The 20118-nt window shown below is 59.7% G+C and carries 19 protein-coding genes; 8 read left to right on the top strand and 11 right to left on the bottom strand.

The genetic code is table 11. The features are described from left to right. Window positions 1-22 precede the first annotated feature (22 nt). The 7 genes from hflX to ACZ3HH_RS05170 form a co-directional block, all read right to left on the bottom strand. Window positions 23-1324, bottom strand: coding sequence for a ribosome rescue GTPase HflX (gene hflX / locus ACZ3HH_RS05200; protein WP_008009827.1), 1302 nt, complete (start codon window positions 1322-1324; stop codon window positions 23-25). A gap of 12 nt (window positions 1325-1336) precedes the next feature. Next, complete coding sequence (gene hfq, locus ACZ3HH_RS05195) at window positions 1337-1597, bottom strand: RNA chaperone Hfq (protein ID WP_007902656.1); 261 nt, start codon at window positions 1595-1597, stop codon at window positions 1337-1339. A gap of 94 nt (window positions 1598-1691) precedes the next feature. Beyond that, on the bottom strand, window positions 1692-2663 hold the full coding sequence (gene miaA, locus ACZ3HH_RS05190) for a tRNA (adenosine(37)-N6)-dimethylallyltransferase MiaA (RefSeq protein WP_465803148.1): 972 nt from the start codon (window positions 2661-2663) through the stop codon (window positions 1692-1694). Continuing rightward, on the bottom strand, window positions 2663-4573 hold the full coding sequence (gene mutL / locus ACZ3HH_RS05185) for a DNA mismatch repair endonuclease MutL (RefSeq protein ID WP_465803146.1): 1911 nt from the start codon (window positions 4571-4573) through the stop codon (window positions 2663-2665). The genes miaA and mutL overlap by 1 nt, the downstream gene beginning before the upstream one ends. Next, complete coding sequence (locus ACZ3HH_RS05180) at window positions 4570-5997, bottom strand: N-acetylmuramoyl-L-alanine amidase (protein ID WP_465803144.1); 1428 nt, start codon at window positions 5995-5997, stop codon at window positions 4570-4572. The genes mutL and ACZ3HH_RS05180 overlap by 4 nt, the downstream gene beginning before the upstream one ends. Further along, complete coding sequence (gene tsaE / locus ACZ3HH_RS05175) at window positions 5998-6468, bottom strand: tRNA (adenosine(37)-N6)-threonylcarbamoyltransferase complex ATPase subunit type 1 TsaE (RefSeq protein ID WP_429544711.1); 471 nt, start codon at window positions 6466-6468, stop codon at window positions 5998-6000. Next, the gene (locus ACZ3HH_RS05170; RefSeq protein ID WP_465803143.1) at window positions 6456-7955 is read right to left on the bottom strand and encodes an NAD(P)H-hydrate dehydratase; all 1500 of its coding nucleotides are present in this window, start codon (window positions 7953-7955) and stop codon (window positions 6456-6458) included. Before ACZ3HH_RS05170 ends, tsaE begins: the two co-directional genes overlap by 13 nt. A 63-nt stretch (window positions 7956-8018) precedes the next feature. Here ACZ3HH_RS05170 and queG point away from each other — a divergent pair, with 63 nt between their 5' ends. Then, entirely contained in the window at window positions 8019-9083 is a 1065-nt protein-coding gene (gene queG, locus ACZ3HH_RS05165) for a tRNA epoxyqueuosine(34) reductase QueG (RefSeq protein WP_465803141.1), read from the top strand. Window positions 9084-9200: 117 nt separating this feature from the next. On the opposite strand, the gene ACZ3HH_RS05160 is transcribed toward queG, so the two are convergent. Beyond that, on the bottom strand, window positions 9201-9812 hold the full coding sequence (locus tag ACZ3HH_RS05160; protein WP_030128339.1) for a trimeric intracellular cation channel family protein: 612 nt from the start codon (window positions 9810-9812) through the stop codon (window positions 9201-9203). A 234-nt stretch (window positions 9813-10046) separates the two neighbouring features. Further along, window positions 10047-10589, bottom strand: a complete 543-nt coding sequence (gene orn, locus ACZ3HH_RS05155) for an oligoribonuclease (RefSeq protein WP_008068863.1) — start codon at window positions 10587-10589, stop codon at window positions 10047-10049. Between the two features lie 107 nt (window positions 10590-10696). Between orn and rsgA the strand changes: the two genes are divergently transcribed. The 4 genes from rsgA to ACZ3HH_RS05135 all read left to right on the top strand — a co-directional run bounded on the left by rsgA (window position 10697) and on the right by ACZ3HH_RS05135 (window position 13796). Further along, window positions 10697-11728 carry a small ribosomal subunit biogenesis GTPase RsgA gene (gene rsgA / locus ACZ3HH_RS05150; protein ID WP_007902636.1) on the top strand — a complete coding sequence of 344 codons (1032 nt, stop codon included), beginning with the start codon at window positions 10697-10699 and terminating at the stop codon, window positions 11726-11728. A 212-nt stretch (window positions 11729-11940) separates the two neighbouring features. Next, window positions 11941-12348, top strand: coding sequence for a TIR domain-containing protein (locus tag ACZ3HH_RS05145; protein ID WP_465803139.1), 408 nt, complete (start codon window positions 11941-11943; stop codon window positions 12346-12348). A 3-nt stretch (window positions 12349-12351) separates the two neighbouring features. Beyond that, a complete protein-coding gene (locus ACZ3HH_RS05140) occupies window positions 12352-13311 on the top strand; it encodes a caspase family protein (RefSeq protein WP_465803137.1) in 960 nt (319 codons plus the stop codon). Next, entirely contained in the window at window positions 13311-13796 is a 486-nt protein-coding gene (locus tag ACZ3HH_RS05135; RefSeq protein WP_465803136.1) for a toll/interleukin-1 receptor domain-containing protein, read from the top strand. The genes ACZ3HH_RS05140 and ACZ3HH_RS05135 overlap by 1 nt, the downstream gene beginning before the upstream one ends. A gap of 528 nt (window positions 13797-14324) precedes the next feature. On the opposite strand, the gene motB is transcribed toward ACZ3HH_RS05135, so the two are convergent. Together motB and motA are read right to left on the bottom strand one after the other, a co-directional pair. Next, window positions 14325-15347, bottom strand: coding sequence for a flagellar motor protein MotB (gene motB / locus ACZ3HH_RS05130; protein ID WP_465803135.1), 1023 nt, complete (start codon window positions 15345-15347; stop codon window positions 14325-14327). 3 nt (window positions 15348-15350) lie between these two features. Further along, the gene (gene motA, locus ACZ3HH_RS05125; RefSeq protein WP_460148179.1) at window positions 15351-16202 is read right to left on the bottom strand and encodes a flagellar motor stator protein MotA; all 852 of its coding nucleotides are present in this window, start codon (window positions 16200-16202) and stop codon (window positions 15351-15353) included. A 165-nt stretch (window positions 16203-16367) separates the two neighbouring features. On the opposite strand from motA, the gene ACZ3HH_RS05120 reads away from it, so the two are divergent. From ACZ3HH_RS05120 to asd, 3 genes are all read left to right on the top strand, one after another. After that, window positions 16368-17900 carry an HDOD domain-containing protein gene (locus ACZ3HH_RS05120; RefSeq protein ID WP_465803133.1) on the top strand — a complete coding sequence of 511 codons (1533 nt, stop codon included), beginning with the start codon at window positions 16368-16370 and terminating at the stop codon, window positions 17898-17900. 283 nt (window positions 17901-18183) lie between these two features. Next, window positions 18184-18999: a rhodanese-like domain-containing protein gene (locus tag ACZ3HH_RS05115; RefSeq protein WP_465803131.1), complete on the top strand. Its 816-nt coding sequence runs from the start codon at window positions 18184-18186 to the stop codon at window positions 18997-18999. 19 nt (window positions 19000-19018) lie between these two features. Continuing rightward, window positions 19019-19879 (top strand): archaetidylserine decarboxylase, encoded by an 861-nt coding sequence (gene asd / locus ACZ3HH_RS05110; protein WP_007939614.1) that lies wholly within the window; start codon window positions 19019-19021, stop codon window positions 19877-19879. The last annotated feature ends 239 nt before the right edge of the window (window positions 19880-20118 follow it).

Here is a 20118-nt window from a genome sequence, read left to right as displayed (position 1 = left end):
GCACAACCGCTTTCTCAGGCTTTTATTGCAAAGTGTGTTGCTCGATGAACTCCATCGGTTGCAGACCTTCGCGGCTCACGAGTCGATTCAATTCGATCCGTGGCAAGCGAACGGCCAGCAAGCTGATGCCTTCTTCGTCGTGTTCTTCTTTTTGCACCGCACCGAGTTCGAAAAACTGCGCACGCAGTCGAGCAAAACGCTGCGGCAAGCGCAAGGTGCCAACAAACAAATCACTGCCCAACAGTTCGGCCACAGCCTGCTTGAGCAGGTCCAGACCGGTACCGTCCTTGGCCGACAACCAGACCCGCTGCGGTTTGCCATCGGCATCGCGCTGGATCTGCGGCTCAACACCCTCGAGCAAATCGAGTTTGTTGTATACCTCAAGGATCGGCAAGTCTTGCGCCCCGATCTCCCCGAGCACCACCATGACCTGTTCAATCTGGGCCATCCGCTCAGGCTCATGCGCATCGATCACGTGCAGCAGCAGGTCGGAGTTACTCGACTCTTCGAGCGTAGCCCGAAATGCCTCGACCAGTTTGTGCGGCAAGTGGCGAATGAAGCCCACGGTGTCGGCCAGCACGATCGGCCCGAGGTCATCGAGTTCGAGTCGGCGCAAGGTCGGGTCGAGGGTAGCGAATAGCTGGTCGGCGGCGAAGACGTCGGAATCGGTGACCGAGTTGAACAGCGTCGATTTGCCGGCGTTGGTATACCCCACCAGTGAAACCGTCGGAATGTCAGCACGTTTGCGCCCGCGACGAGATTGCTCGCGTTGGCTGCGGACCTTTTCCAGGCGCCCCTTGATCTGCCGCAGGCGAACCCGCAACAGGCGCCGGTCGGTTTCCAGCTGGGTTTCACCCGGGCCGCGCAGACCGATACCGCCCTTCTGCCGTTCAAGGTGAGTCCAGCCACGAACCAGCCGCGTACTCATGTGTTCAAGCTGGGCCAGTTCAACCTGGAGCTTGCCTTCATGGGTGCGGGCGCGTTGGGCGAAGATATCGAGAATCAAACCCGTGCGGTCAATCACGCGACACTCGAAAATACGTTCGAGGTTACGTTCCTGACTGGGCGTGAGGATGTGATTGAAAATCACCAGATCGACCTGTTCGGCGCTGACCAGGTCGCGTAACTCTTCGACCTTGCCACTGCTAATCAGGGTTTTGGCGGTTGGCCGATGACGCGGCACGTTAAAAAACGCGACGGTCTCGGCGCCAGCCGAAATTGCCAACTCCTGAAACTCCTGCGGATCTTCGCGCGCCTCAGGGTCCTGACCATCCAAGTGAACGAGAATTGCCCGTTCACCACCACCGTGGCGCTCAAAGAACAAAGGAGACTCCTATCAGGCGTTACCTGGCTCAGCGTCACCTGCTTCGGATTCGGTTGCGCTAGGCAGACGAATTGGACGAACCGGCACCACTGTAGAGATAGCGTGTTTGTAAACCATTTGGCTAACGGTGTTTTTCAGCAGGATAACGAACTGGTCGAAAGACTCGATCGTGCCTTGCAGTTTGATCCCGTTGACCAGGTAGATGGAAACCCCCACTTTCTCTTTACGTAAAGTATTCAAGTAAGGGTCTTGTAGCGAATGCCCTTTTGACATGTGCCGCACTCCTTTAAGGATTCAATATAAAAAATAGGTAAACAGATGGCTTGGGGCCGTCACACCCCCAAGGATAGACGGCAATTGCAAGGACTCAGCTCAATATGGAGATGGTCCCGAGGTATTTCAAGGCGCGCGGCAGATTGTCGCAATCGAGGCTGTCCAACCAATGTAAATCAGCCCAACTGCGCAGCCAGGTGAACTGGCGCTTTGCCAATTGGCGCGTGGCAATGATTCCACGCTCCTGCATCTCGGCTTGCGTCAGCTTGCCATCCAGGTAATCCCAGACTTGTCGATAGCCTACAGCACGTATAGACGGCATCCCCGAATGCAGGTCACCTCTATCTCGCAGGGCTACGACCTCGTCGATGAATCCCTGTTCCAACATATTTGTGAATCTTTGTTTAATGCGCTCGTGCAGTACCTGGCGATTTGCCGGAGCGATGGCCAAGTTCGCGACAGTATAGGGCAATTGTTGCAGTCCCGAAGCGGCTGCTTCAGTACTTTGCGCAGATTGTCGCAAGCGTAGCTCAGTCATGCTCTGACCACTGACGCGATAAACTTCCAGCGCGCGACTGAGACGCTGTGGATCGTTCGGATGAATTCGCGCTGCAGATTGCGGATCGATGACTGCCAATTGATCGTGCAGGGCTTGCCAGCCAAGGCGCGCAGCCTCTTCTTCGATTTGCGCCCGCACATCCGGATCGGCCGCCGGCATGTCTGCCAGCCCCTCGAGCAAAGCCTTGTAGTAGAGCATTGTGCCGCCTACCAGCAGCGGAATTTTGCCCCGCGCGGTGATCTCGGCCATGGCCTCAAGCGCATCGCGACGAAAATCCGCAGCCGAATAACTTTCGGCCGGGTCGAGAATATCGATCAAGCGATGCGGAAATTCGGCCAATAACGCTTTGGACGGCTTGGCGGTGCCAATGTCCATGCCACGGTAAACCAGCGCCGAATCGACGCTGATCAGCTCGCAGGGCAGGACTTTGGTGAGTTCGATGGCCAGGTCGGTCTTGCCGGCAGCCGTCGGCCCCATCAGGAAAATCGCAGGAGGGAGCTGGCTCATCAACGACCGCGCAAAAACAGTTTGTCCAGATCGTCCAGGCCCAATTGGGTCCAGGTCGGTCGGCCATGGTTGCATTGACCGCTGCGTTCGGTGTTTTCCATGTCCCGCAGCAGACCGTTCATTTCCGGCAGGGCCAGACGCCGATTCGCGCGAATCGCGCCGTGACAGGCCATGGTGCCGAGCAATTCGTTCAGGTGCGCCTGAATCCGGTCGCTGGTGCCGTATTCCATCAAGTCCGCCAGAACGTCGCTGACCAGTCGATTGGCTTCAGCCTGTTTCAGCAACGCGGGGATTTGCCGGATCGCCAGCGATTCCGGGCCAAGGCGCTGCAACTCAAAGCCCAGCCGCTGGAACCACGCGACATGTTCTTCGGCACAATCGGCTTCGCGCTGACTGACCGCCAGGGACTCCGGCACCAACAGCGGCTGACCGCTCAGGCCTTCGCTGGCCATGGCGATTTTCAGGCGTTCGTACATGATCCGCTCGTGGGCGGCGTGCATGTCCACCAGCACCAGGCCTTGGGCGTTTTCCGAAAGAATATAGATGCCCTTGAGCTGCGCCAACGCGTAACCCAGCGGCGGAATGTCGTCCTGCCCGGCCGGCAGCGCGACAGCGTTGGCTTCGGGCAGCGGCGCGAAGAACTCGCGATAGGCCGCCTGGGCTTCAGCGACGGGCACGCCGGACTGAGGCCGTGGCGTGTATTGATATTGGTAACCGGCGCCAGCGCCCGAGCCAGCCGGCGTGTTGAACGACGGTTGTGCCTGAGGCTGTTCCAGCAGCGCATTGGCCGCCAGACGCATTTCGCCCTGCGGACCGAACTCACCGGCATCGAGCCCGGTGGGCCGGACAATGGCCGTCGCGACAGGCGCGGCCAAGTGATCTTCCGGCCGCACATCGCCAAGGGCGCGGTGCAAAGTGCCATAGAGGAAATCGTGCACCATGCGCCCGTCACGGAAGCGTACTTCGTGCTTGGTCGGGTGCACGTTGACGTCGACGCCCGCCGGATCGACTTCGAAAAACAGCACGAACGTCGGGTGCCGACCGTTGAACAGCACGTCGCGATAAGCCTGACGCACCGCGTGGGCCACCAGTTTGTCGCGCACCGCGCGGCCATTCACAAAGAAGTACTGCAAGTCTGCCTGGCTGCGGTTGAAGGTCGGCAACCCGACCCAACCCCACAAGTGCAGGCCATTGCGCTCGATTTCGATCGGCAGCGCCTGCTCCAGAAAACCTGCCCCGCAGATCGCCGCCACACGCCGGGCGCGGGCCGCGTCATCGTGGGCTTCGTGCAGACTGAGGATGGTTTTGCCGTTGTGGCGCAGATGGAACGCCACATCGAATCGCGCCAGCGCCAGACGCTTGATTACTTCTTGCAGGTGATCGAATTCGGTTTTTTCGGTCTTGAGAAATTTGCGGCGCGCCGGGGTGTTGAAGAACAAATCCCGCACTTCCACCGAAGTCCCCACCGGATGGGCCGCCGGTTGCACGCGCGGCGCCATGTCCCGGCCTTCGGTTTCCACCTGCCAGGCCTGATCGGCATCGCGAGTGCGGGACGTCAGGGTCAGACGCGCCACGGAGCTGATGGACGCCAGCGCCTCACCGCGAAAGCCCAGGCTCATCACCTGCTCAAGATCTTCCAGATTACGAATCTTGCTCGTGGCGTGACGGGCCAGGGCCAGAGGCAGGTCATCGGCGGAAATGCCGCTGCCATCGTCGCGAACCCGCAGCAGCTTGACGCCGCCCTGCTCCACATCGACATCAATGCGTTTGGCGCCGGAGTCGAGGCTGTTTTCCAGCAACTCCTTGATCACCGAGGCCGGGCGCTCAACCACTTCACCGGCGGCAATCTGGTTCGCCAGCCGCGGGCTGAGCAGCTCGATGCGCGCAGTATTGGTCAGCACCTGATTCATTCTTTGGCCGCCAGTTCAGTGCCGGGGATGGTCAACGTCTGACCAATCTTCAACTCATCGCTTTTGAGGTTGTTGGCATTACGCAAGGTGGCCGGAGATACCTGATAGCGCACAGCGATCATTGCCAACGTTTCGCCCGGGCTCACCCGATGGTCACGTGGACCTTGAGCGATTTTGCCGGAATCTCGCAGCCAGGCAATGTAGGTGCCCGGCGGTGGATTCTGCTGGAAGAATTGCCGCACGCCGCTGCTGATAGAACGCGCCAGCGCCTGCTGGTGGTTCGCAGCGGCAAGCTTGGAAGCTTCGTTGGCGTTGGAGATAAAACCGGTTTCCACCAGGATCGACGGGATGTCCGGCGACTTCAGCACCATGAACCCGGCTTGCTCCACGCGCTGTTTGTGCAGCGGCGTGACGCGACCGATGTTGCTCAAGACTTTCTGGCCAACGTTCAGGCTGGATGTCAGGGAAGCGGTCATCGACAAATCGAGCAACACACCGGCCAGCATGCGGTCCTTGTCGTCGAGGCTGACGTTGCCGGCACCACCGATCAAGTCGGAACGGTTTTCGCTGTCGGCCAGCCAACGGGCGGTCTCCGACGTAGCGCCACGGTCGGACAGGGCGAACACCGACGCACCGAACGCGGCGGCCGATGGTGCAGCGTCGGCGTGGATCGAAACGAATAGATCGGCGCCCTTCTTGCGGGCGATTTCGGTGCGGCCACGCAACGGAATGAAGTAGTCGCCGGTACGCGTCAGCTCGGCGCGGAAGCCTTTCATGCCATTGACCTGACGCTGCAGTTCACGGGCGATGGCCAGCACCACATCTTTTTCACGCTGACCACGAGAGCCCGAGGCACCCGGGTCCTCGCCACCGTGGCCGGCATCGATCACCACAATGATGTCGCGCTTGCCTGCAGGGGCTGGCGGCAACTTGACCGGCGGATCTACCGGAGTGACCGGCACCGGGGCCACGGTCACGACGTTGGTCGGTACCGGAATTGGCGCGGCATCGGCGGCGTTATCGAACAGGTCGACCACCAAGCGATTACCGTATTGGGCGTTGGGCGCCAAGGTAAAGCTTTTCGGCGTGACGGCCTTTTTCAGGTCGATGACCACTCGCAGGTCGGTCGGCGTTCGTTGAGCCGAGCGCATTGCGGTGATCGGAGTATTCGAGGTATTGACGTTCAGCGGCGACCCCAGAGTTGCGCCATTGATGTCGATCACCAACCGATCCGGGGAGGTCAGGGTAAAAACGCTGTGCTGGACAGGCCCTGTCAGGTCAAACACCAGTCGCGTGTTGTCCGGCGCCCGCCACAGGCGAACGCTGTTGACCTTCGTCTCGGCCACAGCGTCGACGGTCACCGCCAGAAACAACAATCCTACGGCAGCAACCAACGCGCGAAAGCGCATACCTAACCCCATCATTTAATTGAATTCCAATGCCAAAGCGGCACACCACGACTCGCCACGCGAGCCCTGGGGCAAAATTTTCAGCGAACGCCCGCTGTCTTGCGGGCTAATGGTAATGGTCAGGTCGGGCTTTGGCAAAAAGCCTGCACCGTTCCGGGGCCATTCGATCAGGCACAACGCGTCATCTTCGAAGTAGTCGCGGATACCGAGGTATTCCAGCTCCTCCGGATCGACCAGTCGATACAGGTCGAAATGGAAGGCACGGACCTCCCCAATCTCGTAAGGCTCGACCAGGGTGAAGGTCGGACTTTTTACCGCGCCTGTATGCCCCAGGCCACGAATAATGCCTCTGGACAGCGTGGTTTTCCCCGCGCCCAGATCTCCCTCGAGAAAAATCAGACCGTGCCCTTCAGTGGTTTGTGCGATGCGCGCACCAAACGCGGTCATCGCCTCTTCATCAGCCAGGTACAGGGTTACTTCAGACACGGTGCTTGCTCCTCCAACAACTGACGAATGGCTGGAATCAGATCACTGGCCGCCAGCCCACGGCCAAATTCACCTTGTTGCGCGCCGGCATTGGCGTGCAGCCAGACCGCCAGGCATGCCGCGTCGTACGCGTCCATGCCCTGAGCGAGCAAGGCGCCGACCAGCCCGGCCAGCACATCGCCCAAACCGGCAGATGCCATGGCCGGATGGCCCTGATGACACAACGCCAGACGCCCGTCGGGGCTGGCGATCAAACTGCCGGCGCCCTTGAGGATCACCACCGCTGTATATTTTTTGCTCAATGCATGGGCAGCGGCAGGACGATCGGCCTGAACTTCGGCCGTTGATACCCCCAGTAATCGCGCCGCCTCGCCAGGGTGCGGCGTGATAACACAACGTGCGGGCAAACTCACGCCACCTTCGGCCAACAGGTTCAACGCATCAGCGTCCCAGACTTGCGGCAGCGGCGCATTGGCCGCGGCCGACAACAGACTGCGCCCCCAGGCGGCCTGCCCCAGCCCTGGGCCGACGACCAGCACCGTGACCTTCTCAAGCAGTCCCATCAATTGATTGGCCGACGAAGTGCCGAGCACCATAGCTTCTGGCAAACGTGCCAAGGCGGCTGGAACATGCTCGTTGCGAGTGACCACGGACACCATCCCGGCACCGCTGCGCAGGGCGCTTTGTACACTGAGCAGAATGGCGCCGCCAAAACCGCGATCGCCCCCGATCAGCAATACGTGGCCAAATTTGCCTTTGTGGGACGTTGGAGCGCGACCGCTCAGACGCGGCACATTACCGGCAGTCAGGCGACGAGCGCTGACCGTGGCCCCGATAAACGTCTCAGGCGCGGCTTGCAGATCATTGAATGCCAAATCGCCAACCACATCCGCAGCGTCACCGGTGAACAGGCCCAGCTTCAAACCGATAAACGTCACCGTCAGGTCCGCACGAACCGCAGTGCCGAGCTGGCGCCCCGTATCGGCGCACAGCCCCGAGGGGATATCCACCGCCGCAACCGGTAGCCCACTGGCGTTGATCGCGGCAATGGCGCTGGCATACGGCTCGCGCACTTCACCGGTCAGACCGGTGCCGAGCAAGGCATCCAGCACAATGCCGCGTAATTCTGAATGTGCGTTCCAGTCTTGAATGGCAACGCCTTCGGCTACCGCCTCGGCATGGGCCGACGCGGCATCGCCCTGCAAACGCCCGGGATCACCGGCAGCCAGCACCCGCACGTGCCAGCCGGCACGTCGGGCCAGCACGGCCACCAGGTAACCGTCGCCCGCATTATTGCCGTGGCCGGCGACCACGCTCAATTCGTGCGCCGTTGGCCAATGACGGACCAGCGCGCGCCAGGTCGCCCGCGCCGCACGCTGCATCAATTCGAAGCCCGGCGTGCCGGCCGCGATCAGGCTCGCATCGAGCCCTCGGACTTGCGCGGCGCTATACAGCGCGTCGGGTAATTCATCTTTAGTGTGCGGCATGCGTCTACAGGCTCCGATGTCTGGCAGAATTATACGCACCTCAGCTCCGGTTTCTCTCGTCTCATGCCCGCTATTACCACAGACCTGTCCACCCTCGCCCAATCCATCAAGGACTGGGGCCGCGAGCTGGGCTTTCAGCAAGTCGGCATCAGTGGCCTCGACCTGGCCGAGCATGAGCAGCACCTGGAGCGCTGGCTCGAAGCCGGCTACCACGGCGAAATGGAGTATATGGGCGCCCATGGCAGCAAACGCTCGCACCCGGAAGAGCTGGTGCCCGGCACGCTTCGCGTCGTTTCCCTGCGCATGGACTACCTGCCGGGCGACACCGAAATGGCCAAACGCCTGGCCGAACCGGAAAAAGCCTACGTCTCGCGTTATGCCTTGGGCCGCGATTACCACAAATTGATCCGTAAACGCGTGCAACAACTGGCGGAAAAAATTCAGGCAGTGATCGGCCCGTTCGGCTACCGCGCCTTTGTCGACAGCGCCCCGGTGCTGGAAAAAGCCATCGCCGAACAGGCTGGCCTTGGCTGGATCGGCAAAAACACGCTGGTCTTGAATCGCAAGGCCGGCAGCTACTTCTTCCTCAGCGAACTGTTCGTCGACCTGCCGCTGCCAGTCGACCCGCCCCACGCCACCGAACACTGCGGGCGCTGCACCGCCTGTCTGGACATCTGCCCGACCAACGCCTTCGTCGGTCCGTATGTGCTGGACGCCCGGCGCTGCATTTCGTACCTGACCATCGAACTGAAGAGTGCGATCCCCGAAGATTTGCGGCCATTGATCGGCAATCGGGTATTCGGTTGCGATGACTGCCAGATCGTCTGCCCGTGGAACCGCTTCGCCCGACCTTCCGGCGAAAGCGATTTCAAACCTCGGCACAATCTGGACAACGCCGAACTGGCTGAGCTGTTCATGTGGGACGAGGACAAGTTTCTCAGCAGCACCGAAGGTTCGCCGCTCAGACGCGCGGGTTACGAGCGTTGGTTGCGCAATCTGGCGGTGGGCCTGGGTAATGCGCCGTCGAGCATTCCGGTGCTGGAGGCGCTGAAGGCACGGCGGGACTATCCGTCGGAACTGGTGCGAGAACACGTCGAATGGGCCTTGAAACAACACGGTCTGGCGTAGGAGCTGCCGCAGGCTGCGATCTTTTGATCTTAAAAAATCAACGTCAAAAGATCGCAGCCTGCGGCAGCTCCTACCGGTATGAGTACAGCCTGGGAAATGAGGGGTATTTCGTGAGGGTCAAGCCTCGTCGTTATAAACAAACTTGGGCATTTCCCAGTGGAAACGGATCGCCAGCAAACGCAGCAGGAAGCCACCGAAGAGGGTGATCAGGATCGCCTGCTCACCCGGTAATTGCAGATAGATGCAGAGCAGATAGCACCATGCCGCCGCAAACGAGACACTGGCATAGAGCTCGCGGCGGAAGATCAGCGGAATATCGTTGCAGAAGATGTCCCGCAGGATGCCGCCAAACACCCCGGTGATCACACCGCTGACCGACGCCACCAGCATGCCGTGGCCCATTTCCAGAGCAGTCATGCAGCCGATCAGGGTGAACGCCACCAGGCCCACCGCGTCGAGCACCAGAAACAGTGAGCGCAGATGGCGCATCCAGCGGGCGATGAAGATTGTCAGCATTGCCGCGACGGAGGTCAGCACCAGGTATTCCGGGTGTTTGACCCAGGTCAGCGGGTAGTGGCCGAGCAGCACGTCGCGCACCGAACCGCCGCCCAGCGCCGTGACGCACGCAATCAGCACCACACCAAACCAGTCCATGCCGCGACGGCCCGCAGACAGGGCGCCAGTCATGGCTTCAGCAGTAATGGCGATCAGGTAGAGCATCAGCAACATGGTGGCGGTCCTTACAAGAAGGCGCGCAGTCTAGCCATTTAGGAACGGCACCAAAAGAGGGCAAGAGAAAGCACAGAGAACCTGTGGCGAGGGAGCTTGCTCCCGCTGGGCCGCGGAGCGGCCCCTTTGCTGACAGAGCGATTCTTCAGATAGACCGCGCCGGCTGACTTTACGACTGCTGCGCAGCCGAGCGGGAGCGAGCTCCCTCGCCACAAAAGCCCACCTTATGCCCAATCAGAACTTGATGAAATTCTTGCGGTAGTGCTGCAGCTCGGCGATCGATTCGCGGATGTCGTCCAGGGCCAGGTGGGTGCTGCCCTTTTTGAAGCTGTCGCGCACGTCCGGCGCCCAGCGCGCGGCCAACTCTTTAAGGGTCGACACGTCGAGGTTGCGGTAATGGAAGTAGCTTTCCAGCGACTTCATGTGGGTATAAAGGAAGCGACGGTCCTGGCAGATGCTGTTGCCACAGATCGGCGACTTGCCCTTCGGCACCCATTTTTCCAGGAAGGCGATAGTCTCGGCTTCGGCTTCGGCCATGCTGATACGGCTGTCGCGAACCCGTTGGGTCAGCCCGGAGCCGCCGTGCTGACGGGTATTCCACTCGTCCATGCCGGCGAGAATCTCGTCGCTGTGATGGATGGCGATCACCGGACCTTCGGCCAAGGTGTTCAAATTACTGTCGGTGACGATGGTGGCCATCTCGATGATGACGTCGGTATCAGGGTTCAGACCGGTCATTTCCAGGTCGATCCAGATCAGGTTCAGCGGGTTTTGCATGAGTCGGCTCCTCGGCGTAGGTGCGCAGTTTAGCCTAGGGAGGCCATCGGGCGTGCTAAACTCGCGGCCGTTTTACCTAATCGCTGCATTCTCGATACGGAACACCCATGGCCAAACGCCAACTCAATCGTCGTCAAAACTGGCGCATCGAAAAGATTCAGGGCGAGCGCGCTGCCCGCGCCGCCAAACGCGAATCCTCGGCTGTCGAGGCACTCGAAGGCGGCGACCTGGGTCCGGAACAGACGGGGCTGGTGATCGCGCACTTCGGTGTGCAGGTCGAAGTCGAGGCCCTCGATGGTGAATTGGCCGGCCAGGTGTTCCGCTGCCATTTGCGCGCCAACCTGCCAGCGCTGGTGACCGGCGATCAGGTTGTGTGGCGTGCCGGCAACCAGGGTATCGGCGTGATCGTGGCGCAACTGCCGCGTAAAACCGAGCTCTGCCGTCCGGACAGCCGTGGCCAGCTCAAGCCGGTGGCGGCCAACGTCGACCTGATCGTTATCGTCTTCGCGCCGCTGCCCGAGCCTCACGCCAACCTGATCGACCGTTATTTGGTCGCTGCGGAACACGCGGGTATTCGGCCGTTGCTGCTGCTGAACAAATTCGACCTGATCGACGAGCAGAACGCCCCGGCGCTGAATGCCTTGCTGGCGGTTTACCGCACGCTGGGTTATCCGGTGCTGGAAGTGTCGGCCCACCATGGCAATGGCATGGAGCAGTTGCAGAAGCAGCTGGACGGGCACATCAGCGTATTCGTCGGCCAGTCCGGTGTCGGCAAGTCGTCGCTGGTCAACAGCCTGCTGCCGGAAGTCGACACCCGTGTCGGCCCGCTGTCCGAGCTGTCGGGCCAAGGCACCCACACCACCACCACCGCGCGGCTGTTCCACTTCCCAGGTGGCGGTGAGTTGATCGACTCCCCGGGTATTCGGGAATTCGGCCTGGGCCACGTCAGCCGTGCCGACGTCGAAGCCGGCTTCATCGAGTTCAACGACCTGATCGGCACCTGCCGCTTCCGCGACTGCAAGCACGACCGCGAGCCGGGTTGCGCCCTGCTCAAGGCTCTGGAAGAGGGCCGCGTGCAGCAGCAACGGATGAACAGCTACCGCTCGATCATCGCCAGTTTGCCTGAAAGCAGCTATTAAACAGACGTGCCGGCCGCCCCTGACTATTTCGGGGCGGTAGGCCGTTCGTGGCGTCCTACAAAAAACCCTCAATTAAACGTCAGACCTCTCTGTAAGGCCTCTTCGCGCCTGCCTGAAGGACGCGTCTCTTTAACTGCCAAGGCCTTGTTGCGACCACTCAAGTGCATACATTCGAGCCCTCATCGCATTTCTGGCGATACCGAGGGACAGCCATGCAAACCTATCATTTGTTCATCAGCCACTCGTGGAACTACTCAGACACCCACGACAATCTGGTTCGCCTGCTCAATGCGAAACCCGACTTCACGTTCAAGAATTTTTCGGTGCCACCGGACAACCCGATCATCGGCGCAAAAACAGACAAACAACTTGAAGAAGCCATCGAAAACAAGATGCGGCTGTGCTCGGCAGTGCTGATCATGGCGGGGATGTATTCGACCTACAGCAAGTGGATCAACAAGGAAATCGAGATCGCCAGGCGCATGAACAAGGTGATCATCGCGATCAAGCCGTTTGGTGCGGAGCGGATTTCCACGGTAGTACGCCGGGCGGCGCACGCGGAGTGTGCGTGGAACACCAATAGCATCATCAGTGCCATTCGCACTCACGCGGCGGGCTGAACCATGCGCAAGGGACTGTTCATCGGCATTAATAACTACAGCCATGTTTCACAACTGAATGGCTGCAACAACGACGCGATGGCCATGGCTTCGGTGCTGAAAACCGACGCCAATGGCGATCCGAATTTCAAGAACCTGGTCCTGACCTCCGCCGAAGATTATCTGAGCCGTGAAAAGCTCGAAGGGCATATCCAGGAATTGTTTTCAGGCGATTGCAGCGTTGCACTGCTGTACTTCGCCGGTCATGGCAACTTCGACGTCGATACGGACGAAGGCATGCTGATCCCCCAGGACTACAAATCCGCCAAGGATGGAATTCGCATCAGTGACATCCTGAATTGGGCGGCCAAAGCCGTAAAAATCAAAAACAGAGTGATTATTCTCGACTGCTGCCAGGCGGGCTCGGCGGGCGAAGTACGGGCGCTGCGCAGCGAAAGCAGCATGGTGTGCGAAGGCATGACCATCCTCACCGCGTGCAAAAAGGCAGAGCCGGCGATGGAAGGCGCCAACCACGGGATCTTCACGGGTCTGTTACTGCAGGCACTGCACGGCGGTGCGGCGAACATCCTGGGGAAAATCACGCCCGGCAGCCTCTACTCATTCGTCGACAACGCTCTCGACGCGTGGGAACAGCGCCCGGTGTTCAAGACCAATGTGTCGCAGTTCATTTCATTGCGAGAAGTCTCGCCGCTGATCCCCAAAGAGATTCTGCGCAAACTGCCTGACTGGTTCGAAGAGGCGGAGTCAATGTTTGCCCTCGATCCGAGCTACGAACCTACCGAAGCCACGTTCGATGCAGAACACGGCGAAGTCTTCGCCCAACTGCAAAAGTGCAATCGCCACAGCCTGATCGAACCGGTGGACGCCGAACACATGTACTACGCCGCCATCCATTCCACCGGTTGCCGCCTCACCGCCCTCGGCGCCTATTACCGAGAACTCGCGATCAAGGGACATTTCTGATGCCTGTGTTTATCAGCTACCGCCATAGCGATCGGCCCCACGCCATCGCCATCAACACCCGTCTTATTCAGGCCAACATCAAGACCTACTTCGACGTGCTGGATCAGGAATCACAGACCACTGACGACATCACCGGGGTCATCACCCGCAACATCACCGCGTGCACGCACTTGCTCGCCGTGATTTCGGAGAACACCGCACAGTCCTGGTGGGTGCCGTTCGAAATCGGAGAAGCGACCATCAGCAACCGCCGCATCTGCTCGTACCAGATAGGCCCCAGCGCTTTACCGTTGTACCTCGACAAATGGCCGAAACTGAGCGGCGATACGGACATCAATTTTTTCATTGATGCTTATCGTGAGGAGGTAATAACCAAACGCTCGATAGGACTGGAATCGATCAGTGAGTCGGTTCGCGGCATCTACAAAGGAAATGCAGACCTGTTCCACGACCAACTCAAGAACCGCATCCGACGCGGTTTCTGACAGACGCAAAAAAGCCGCGGATCGCGCAATGCTGTTCACCTAAGAGAGTCTTGAGTCAGTGAGAAACCTGTGGAGAGGGAGCTTGCTCCCGCTTGAGTGCGTAGCGCTCACAAAAATCGGCAATGATTGTCAGATTTTTGGGGCCGCTACGCAGCCCGGCGCGAGCAAGCTCGCTCGCCACAAAGGTAGGTATGACTGAAGAGTCTCTACGTTACAGTGCACTCTTCACGGCCAAATAACAGGATTTACACACGCTATCAGCACCTTTGATACCGTGCGAAAAAAATGAATTAATTGAGACTGAAGGCTTCTTGAATGGTCTTTATCAACCCCTGCGCGAAATTTCAGATCGTTCCTACAGCCGTCACCATCGCACCGTATTCAGACACCGTTTTTTTGCCTGCATTCAAGATCGACAAGTCGCGTGATGGAGCCATTGAGATCGGCACTCACTGAACAACAGGCAATCTCCCACTTCACAAAAGACAGAGACAAAAAAACCGACATCGCTGTCGGCTTTTTTGTAGGTCACTGCTTCGGTGGTTCTGCTGACTTCGGAGCATCAAACAGATTCAACCGCTCCCGAAGCTCATGAGCCGGCAGCGGTTCCTTATCCGCCGGCAAGGCATTCGGATCGGCTGGCGGCGCAGGCACTTCGCCTGGGCCACCCTGCCCTTGCGTCGGCACTGGCGCAGGTTCGGCACCTTGCGAACCTTCGATGGCACGCTGGGCTTTCTTGGTCAGCACGACGATGTCGATTCGGCGGTTGACCGGGTTGAACGGGTTCTCCCGGTCGAACAGCGCCGACGAGGCATAGCCCACGACTCGCGCTACTTGAGAGTCCGGATAGCTGCCGGCGATCAATGCACGGCGAGCCGCGTTGGCGCGGTTGGCCGAGAGCTCCCAGTTGCCGAAGTCGCCGGTGCCCGAGTACGGCTTGGCATCGGTGTGGCCGCTGATGCTGATCTTGTTCGGCACCGCTTTGATGGTGTCGGCCATGGCCAGCAGGATGTCTTCGAAATACGGCTTCAGACGCGCACTGCCGGAGTCGAACATCGGGCGGTTTTCGGCGTCCACGATCTGGATGCGCAAACCGTCCTGAGTGATCTCGAAGAGGATCTGGTCCTTGAACTTCTGCAACTGCGGGTTTTCTTCGACCTTGTTCTGCAACTCTTGCAGCAGCAATTCCAGGCGCTCTTTCTCGACCTGCTCGGCCATGCCTTCGACCTGTTCGGAGTCGATCGTCACCTTGTCTGGCTGAGGCTGGGATTTCACCTCGGGGTTGAGGGTGTTCTCCGGCGCCAGGGTCGGCGAGCCGCCCAGATCGATGATGTACGGCGTGCCGCTTTCGGAAAATCCGACCGGGTCCTTGAAGTAACCGGCAATGGCGATCTTCTGTTCCGGCGTTGCCGTGGACAACAGCCACAGCACCAGGAAGAACGCCATCATCGCCGTCGCGAAGTCCGCGAAGGCGATTTTCCAGGCCCCCCCGTGATGCCCGCCGGCGATGCGCTTGACGCGCTTGATGATTATCGGCTGGTTATTTTCCATGACTTAGCGACCGCGAACCGCTTGTTCCAGCTCAGCGAAGCTAGGACGGTGCGCCGGGTACAGAACCTTGCGACCGAACTCCACCGCCAGCGATGGCGGCATGCCGGAAGCCGAAGCTACCAAGGAGGCCTTGATGGCTTCGTAGACGTTCAGTTCTTCCTTGGCGTCGTGAGCCAGGGAGTGGGCCAGCGGGCCGAAGAAACCGTAAGCCGCAAGAATACCGAAGAAGGTACCGACCAGTGCCGCCCCCACGTGCAGACCGATGGATTTCTGGTCGCCTTCACCGAGGGAAGCCATGGTCACCACGATACCCAATACTGCCGCGACAATACCGAAACCGGGCATGGCGTCGGCGATGCCGTTCACCGCGTGGGACGGGTGCTCGAGATCTTCCTTGAGGCTGTAGAGTTCCATGTCGAACAGGCCTTCCAGCTCATGGGGAGCCATGTTGCCGGAGGACATGATGCGCAGGTAATCGCAGATGAACGCGGTCATGCGTTCGTCTTTGAGCACCGCCGGGTACTTGGCGAAAATCGGGCTCGCGGCGGCATCTTCGATGTCGCCTTCGATCGCCATCATGCCTTCGCGGCGGCTCTTGTTGAGGATCTCGTAAATCAGGCCCAGCACTTCCAGGTAGAAGGTGTGGTTGAAACGCGAATTGAACATGCCCAAGGACTTCTTGAGCACATGCATCGTCATGTAACCAGGGTTGGCCTGCAGAAATGCGCCAAGGGCCGCCCCCCCGATAATCATCACCTCGAAAGGCTGGATAAGAGCGGCAATCTTGCCGTGGGAAAGCACGTATCCGCCGAGCACGCTCGCGAATACGACGATGATGCCGATAATTTTAGCCATAGGTAGGAGAGCACTTACTGAGTCGGGTTCAAGGTCATATTCGGAAGTTAAAAAATCTCTTCTTCTACTTATCGGCAAAACTGCGCCAGACTATAGCCAGTTCAGGTGAAAAGCTATTTTGACCCGCGCAGGGATAGGTAATGCAGACGATGATTGCGTCCAGACATGGCTAACGAAACGAACGTCCCAACGCCAAAACCAACCACGCTCGAAGGCTGGGTCAAGCTTCTCGATGGTGTGCGCCTGCCGGTTCCGCAAGCCAGTCACGATCGGGTCAGCAAAGCCATCCGCGATAACCGCAGTTCACTGCGAGACATCGCCGAACTGATGCAGGACAGCCCGGCCCTGGCCTTGAGCGTGATTCGCGAAGCCAACCGCCACACCCATGGCAGCATGACCGAGCCCGCTGAAAACCTTGAAGTGGCGATCAATCGTCTCGGCTTGAAACGCACTGAAGAATTGCTCGAGCGCCTGCCCGCCCAATCCCAATCGCAAATCCCTGTCGCCTTGCGCCAGCTTCAACTGATCAGCCAGCACGCCACCCAACAGGCCAATGGTTTTTTTGCCGGTCGCCTGGCGCGGTTGTGGCAGGACATCCACTGGGGCAGCCTGCTGTTTCTTTCGCCGCTGTGGCCCATGGCGTTGACCCATCCACAATTGCTTGAAGAATGGGAGCTGCGGGTCATCCATGAAGGTGAGTCGGCGCGCAAAGTCGAAAAGCAATTGTTCGGTGTGCGCCTGCTGGAAATCTGTCAGGCGCTGGTGGATGTCTGGCGTTTGCCGATCTGGGTGCAGCAGGGTTATCGGCTGCTGCGCAGCGAACAACGCGAGCTGGTGAAAGTCCTGCGCATCGCTCGCGACAGCGATCACCCATTGCGCCAACAGAACCGCCTCGATGACGACCCTACGTTGCGACGCTGGCTCAATCAGCCCGCCAATACCGTGCTGCTGGCCAATGGTCTGGCATTGTCGGCACAGCAAGCGTGGGACAACCCCCACTGTGAACGCTGGCAATACCTCACCAGCCTTTACCTGCAAATGCCGATGGATGAGGTGCAGCAACAACTGCACCAGCAAGCCGCCAACAGCGCCCGCCAACATGCCATGCCGGACTTGTGGCACCCGGCCGAAGCGCTGATCTGGCCTTCGGGCATGAACCGTGTTCACGCTGGTTTGCTGCCGGCCCCGGCACCCACCGCCGAAGACCTGGCGAAGTGGCGTAAACAATGCGCCGAATTGCTGGTGGAGCCGAGCCCTTTTACCAATGCCATGCACTTGACCACATCGGCCCGAGACGCCCTGGTGGCGTGCGGCATGCGGCGGGTGATGATCCTGATGGCCGACCGCACGCACGCCAATCTGCGCGTGCACCAGACTGCCGGGCTGCCAAAAGAAGTAGCCGGCCTGAACCTAGTGGTCAGCCAAAGCACCGTGCTGCAGCGCCTTCTCGCGCAACAGGCCCAGGTGCGCCTGACGCCAGCCAACAACGCACAATTTTCGGCCCTGTTGCCGGCCAGCCTGCGTAAACAGTTCAGCGGTGAACACCTGCTGTTGCGTTCCCTGGTCAACAACGGTCGGGTGATCATGATCGTGGTGGCGGATCAGGGCGGCGGACAGTTCTCGGAAATTACCGTGCAAGCATTCGGCAAAACCGCGCAGTGCATCGAAAAGGCCCTGCACAGCTTTAGCCACCGCTAGGGGCAGATGCCAGTCAGTTAAGTGAAGGCCAAAACCTGTGGTGAGGGGGCTTGTCGGAACGCCGCATCGCCCCGTTGGACTGCGAAGCAGTCCTGAAACCTGCAACCTCGTTCTGCCAGGCACACCGCATGCAGCGGATTTGCGACTGCTTCGCAGCCGTATGGGGGCAAGCCCCCTCGCCACAGTGCCTGGCCATCCGTTGTTTCCTGTGCCGAAATAACTGATAACAGACCCTCATGACGCTGCGCTACAATCCTCTCCCTTTGTGCTCTGGAGACCTCACATGTCTGACTTCTCTGGCTTGGCGCTGGTGATCGAGCCGAGCGACCTGCTCCCGCGTCTCGACTCCCGCGAACTGATTCTGGTGGACCTGACCAGCAGCGCCCGCTATGCCGCAGGGCATATCCCCGGGGCACGCTTTGTCGATCCAAAACGCACTCAACTGGGTCAGGCGCCTGCACCAGGCCTGCTGCCGACCCAGGCCGCTCTTGAAGCATTATTCGGTGAACTGGGCCACAACCCCGATGCGGTCTACGTCGTCTATGACGACGAAGGCGGAGGTTGGGCCGGGCGCTTTATCTGGCTGCTGGATGTCATCGGCCACAGCAACTATCACTATGTCGACGGCGGCCTCCCGGCCTGGCTGGCAGAAGGCTTGCCCATGTCGATCCAGATCCCCCCAGCGGTCGGCGGCCCGGTCGCCCTGACCCTGCACGACGAACCCATCGCCACCCGCGAATACCTGCAAAGCCGTCTCGGTGCCACCGACCTGGCAATCTGGGACGCACGCGGGCCGCTGGAATACTCCGGCGAAAAAGTCCTGGCAGCCAAGGGCGGGCACATTCCCGGCGCGGTCAACTTCGAATGGACCGCCGGCATGGATCAGGCACGCAACCTGCGCATCCGCACCGACATGCCGAAAATCCTGGAACAACTCGGTATCACCAAAGACAAAGAAGTCATTACCCACTGCCAGACTCACCATCGTTCTGGCTTCACGTATCTAGTAGCCAAGTCGCTCGGTTATCCGCGAGTCAAAGGTTACGCCGGCTCCTGGGGCGAATGGGGCAACCATCCCGACACGCCCGTAGAGATTTAAGGTTTTTTAAGGACAGTTAATGAATAAGCGTTTGTTTATCCTCAGCCAATACCTGCTGCCCCACCACTTGCTCTCGCGACTGGCCGGCTGCATTGCCGAATGCCGCGTGCGCTGGTTCAAGAACGCCTTTACCGCCTGGTTCGCCAAGCGTTATCAAGTGGACATGTCCCAGGCGCTGGTCGAAGACCTGACGGCTTACGAGCACTTCAACGCGTTCTTCACTCGTGCCTTGAAAGACGGCGCTCGCCCGCTGGACCAAACCCCAGGCGCGATCCTCAGCCCGGCCGACGGTGCCGTCAGCCAGCTCGGCCCAATCGAACACGGTCGCGTTTTTCAGGCCAAGGGCCACAGCTTCAGCGTGCTGGAACTGCTGGGTGGTGACGCAGCCAACGCAGCGCCATTCATGGGCGGTGATTTCGCCACCATTTACCTGTCGCCCAAGGATTACCACCGCGTGCACATGCCGCTGGCCGGCACTCTGCGCGAAATGGTCTACATTCCTGGCCGTATCTTCTCGGTCAACCAGACCACCGCTGAAAACGTACCGGAACTGTTCGCTCGCAACGAGCGTGTGGCGTGCATTTTCGATACCGAGCGCGGGCCGATGGCCGTGGTGCTGGTGGGGGCGATGATTGTGGCGTCGATCGAAACGGTCTGGGCCGGCTTGGTGACACCGCCCAAGCGCGAGCTGAAAACCTTCCGTTACGACGAAGCCGCCCGTGCGCCGATCCATCTGGAGAAAGGCGCGGAATTGGGTCGCTTCAAGCTCGGCTCTACGGCTGTCGTGCTGTTTGGGCCGGATCAAGTGAAATGGGCAGAAGGGCTGGGCGCCCTTTCACCGGTGCAGATGGGCCAGGGCATCGGTTTGCCGACAGCCTGATCCCAGTTCCGACCCCACGAAGCTCTTTCGTGGGGTCGGACATTTCCTCCTGCTGCGCACCATCCCCGTGAGCTGCCGAAGGCTGCGATCTTTTTTCAAAAGGCGCCGCGAATCAAGATCAAAAGATCGCAGCCTTCGGCAGCTCCTACACAGACAAGCGTGACGCAAATATCGCGACATCCCCTCCAGCGTTCATAGCTGCTACAGTCAAGTCATTCACTGCCCATTTCCCGGTCGGA

The organism is Pseudomonas sp. PME37.24/025 (assembly GCF_055556615.1).
Note: the sequence above shows the minus strand (reverse complement) of the source record. Positions and strands in the feature narration are given on the sequence as shown.

Excerpts from the sequence above, each read along its gene's own strand:
- hfq (WP_007902656.1), bottom strand. The coding sequence starts at position 1,597 with ATGTCAAAAGGGCATTCGCTACAAGACCCTTACTTGAATACTTTACGT.
- miaA (WP_465803148.1), bottom strand. The coding sequence starts at position 2,663 with ATGAGCCAGCTCCCTCCTGCGATTTTCCTGATGGGGCCGACGGCTGCC.
- mutL (WP_465803146.1), bottom strand. The coding sequence starts at position 4,573 with ATGAATCAGGTGCTGACCAATACTGCGCGCATCGAGCTGCTCAGCCCG.
- ACZ3HH_RS05180 (WP_465803144.1), bottom strand. The coding sequence starts at position 5,997 with ATGATGGGGTTAGGTATGCGCTTTCGCGCGTTGGTTGCTGCCGTAGGA.
- ACZ3HH_RS05170 (WP_465803143.1), bottom strand. The coding sequence starts at position 7,955 with ATGCCGCACACTAAAGATGAATTACCCGACGCGCTGTATAGCGCCGCG.
- queG (WP_465803141.1), top strand. The coding sequence starts at position 8,019 with ATGCCCGCTATTACCACAGACCTGTCCACCCTCGCCCAATCCATCAAG.
- ACZ3HH_RS05160 (WP_030128339.1), bottom strand. The coding sequence starts at position 9,812 with ATGTTGCTGATGCTCTACCTGATCGCCATTACTGCTGAAGCCATGACT.
- orn (WP_008068863.1), bottom strand. The coding sequence starts at position 10,589 with ATGCAAAACCCGCTGAACCTGATCTGGATCGACCTGGAAATGACCGGT.
- rsgA (WP_007902636.1), top strand. The coding sequence starts at position 10,697 with ATGGCCAAACGCCAACTCAATCGTCGTCAAAACTGGCGCATCGAAAAG.
- ACZ3HH_RS05145 (WP_465803139.1), top strand. The coding sequence starts at position 11,941 with ATGCAAACCTATCATTTGTTCATCAGCCACTCGTGGAACTACTCAGAC.
- ACZ3HH_RS05140 (WP_465803137.1), top strand. The coding sequence starts at position 12,352 with ATGCGCAAGGGACTGTTCATCGGCATTAATAACTACAGCCATGTTTCA.
- ACZ3HH_RS05135 (WP_465803136.1), top strand. The coding sequence starts at position 13,311 with ATGCCTGTGTTTATCAGCTACCGCCATAGCGATCGGCCCCACGCCATC.
- motB (WP_465803135.1), bottom strand. The coding sequence starts at position 15,347 with ATGGAAAATAACCAGCCGATAATCATCAAGCGCGTCAAGCGCATCGCC.
- motA (WP_460148179.1), bottom strand. The coding sequence starts at position 16,202 with ATGGCTAAAATTATCGGCATCATCGTCGTATTCGCGAGCGTGCTCGGC.
- ACZ3HH_RS05120 (WP_465803133.1), top strand. The coding sequence starts at position 16,368 with ATGGCTAACGAAACGAACGTCCCAACGCCAAAACCAACCACGCTCGAA.
- ACZ3HH_RS05115 (WP_465803131.1), top strand. The coding sequence starts at position 18,184 with ATGTCTGACTTCTCTGGCTTGGCGCTGGTGATCGAGCCGAGCGACCTG.
- asd (WP_007939614.1), top strand. The coding sequence starts at position 19,019 with ATGAATAAGCGTTTGTTTATCCTCAGCCAATACCTGCTGCCCCACCAC.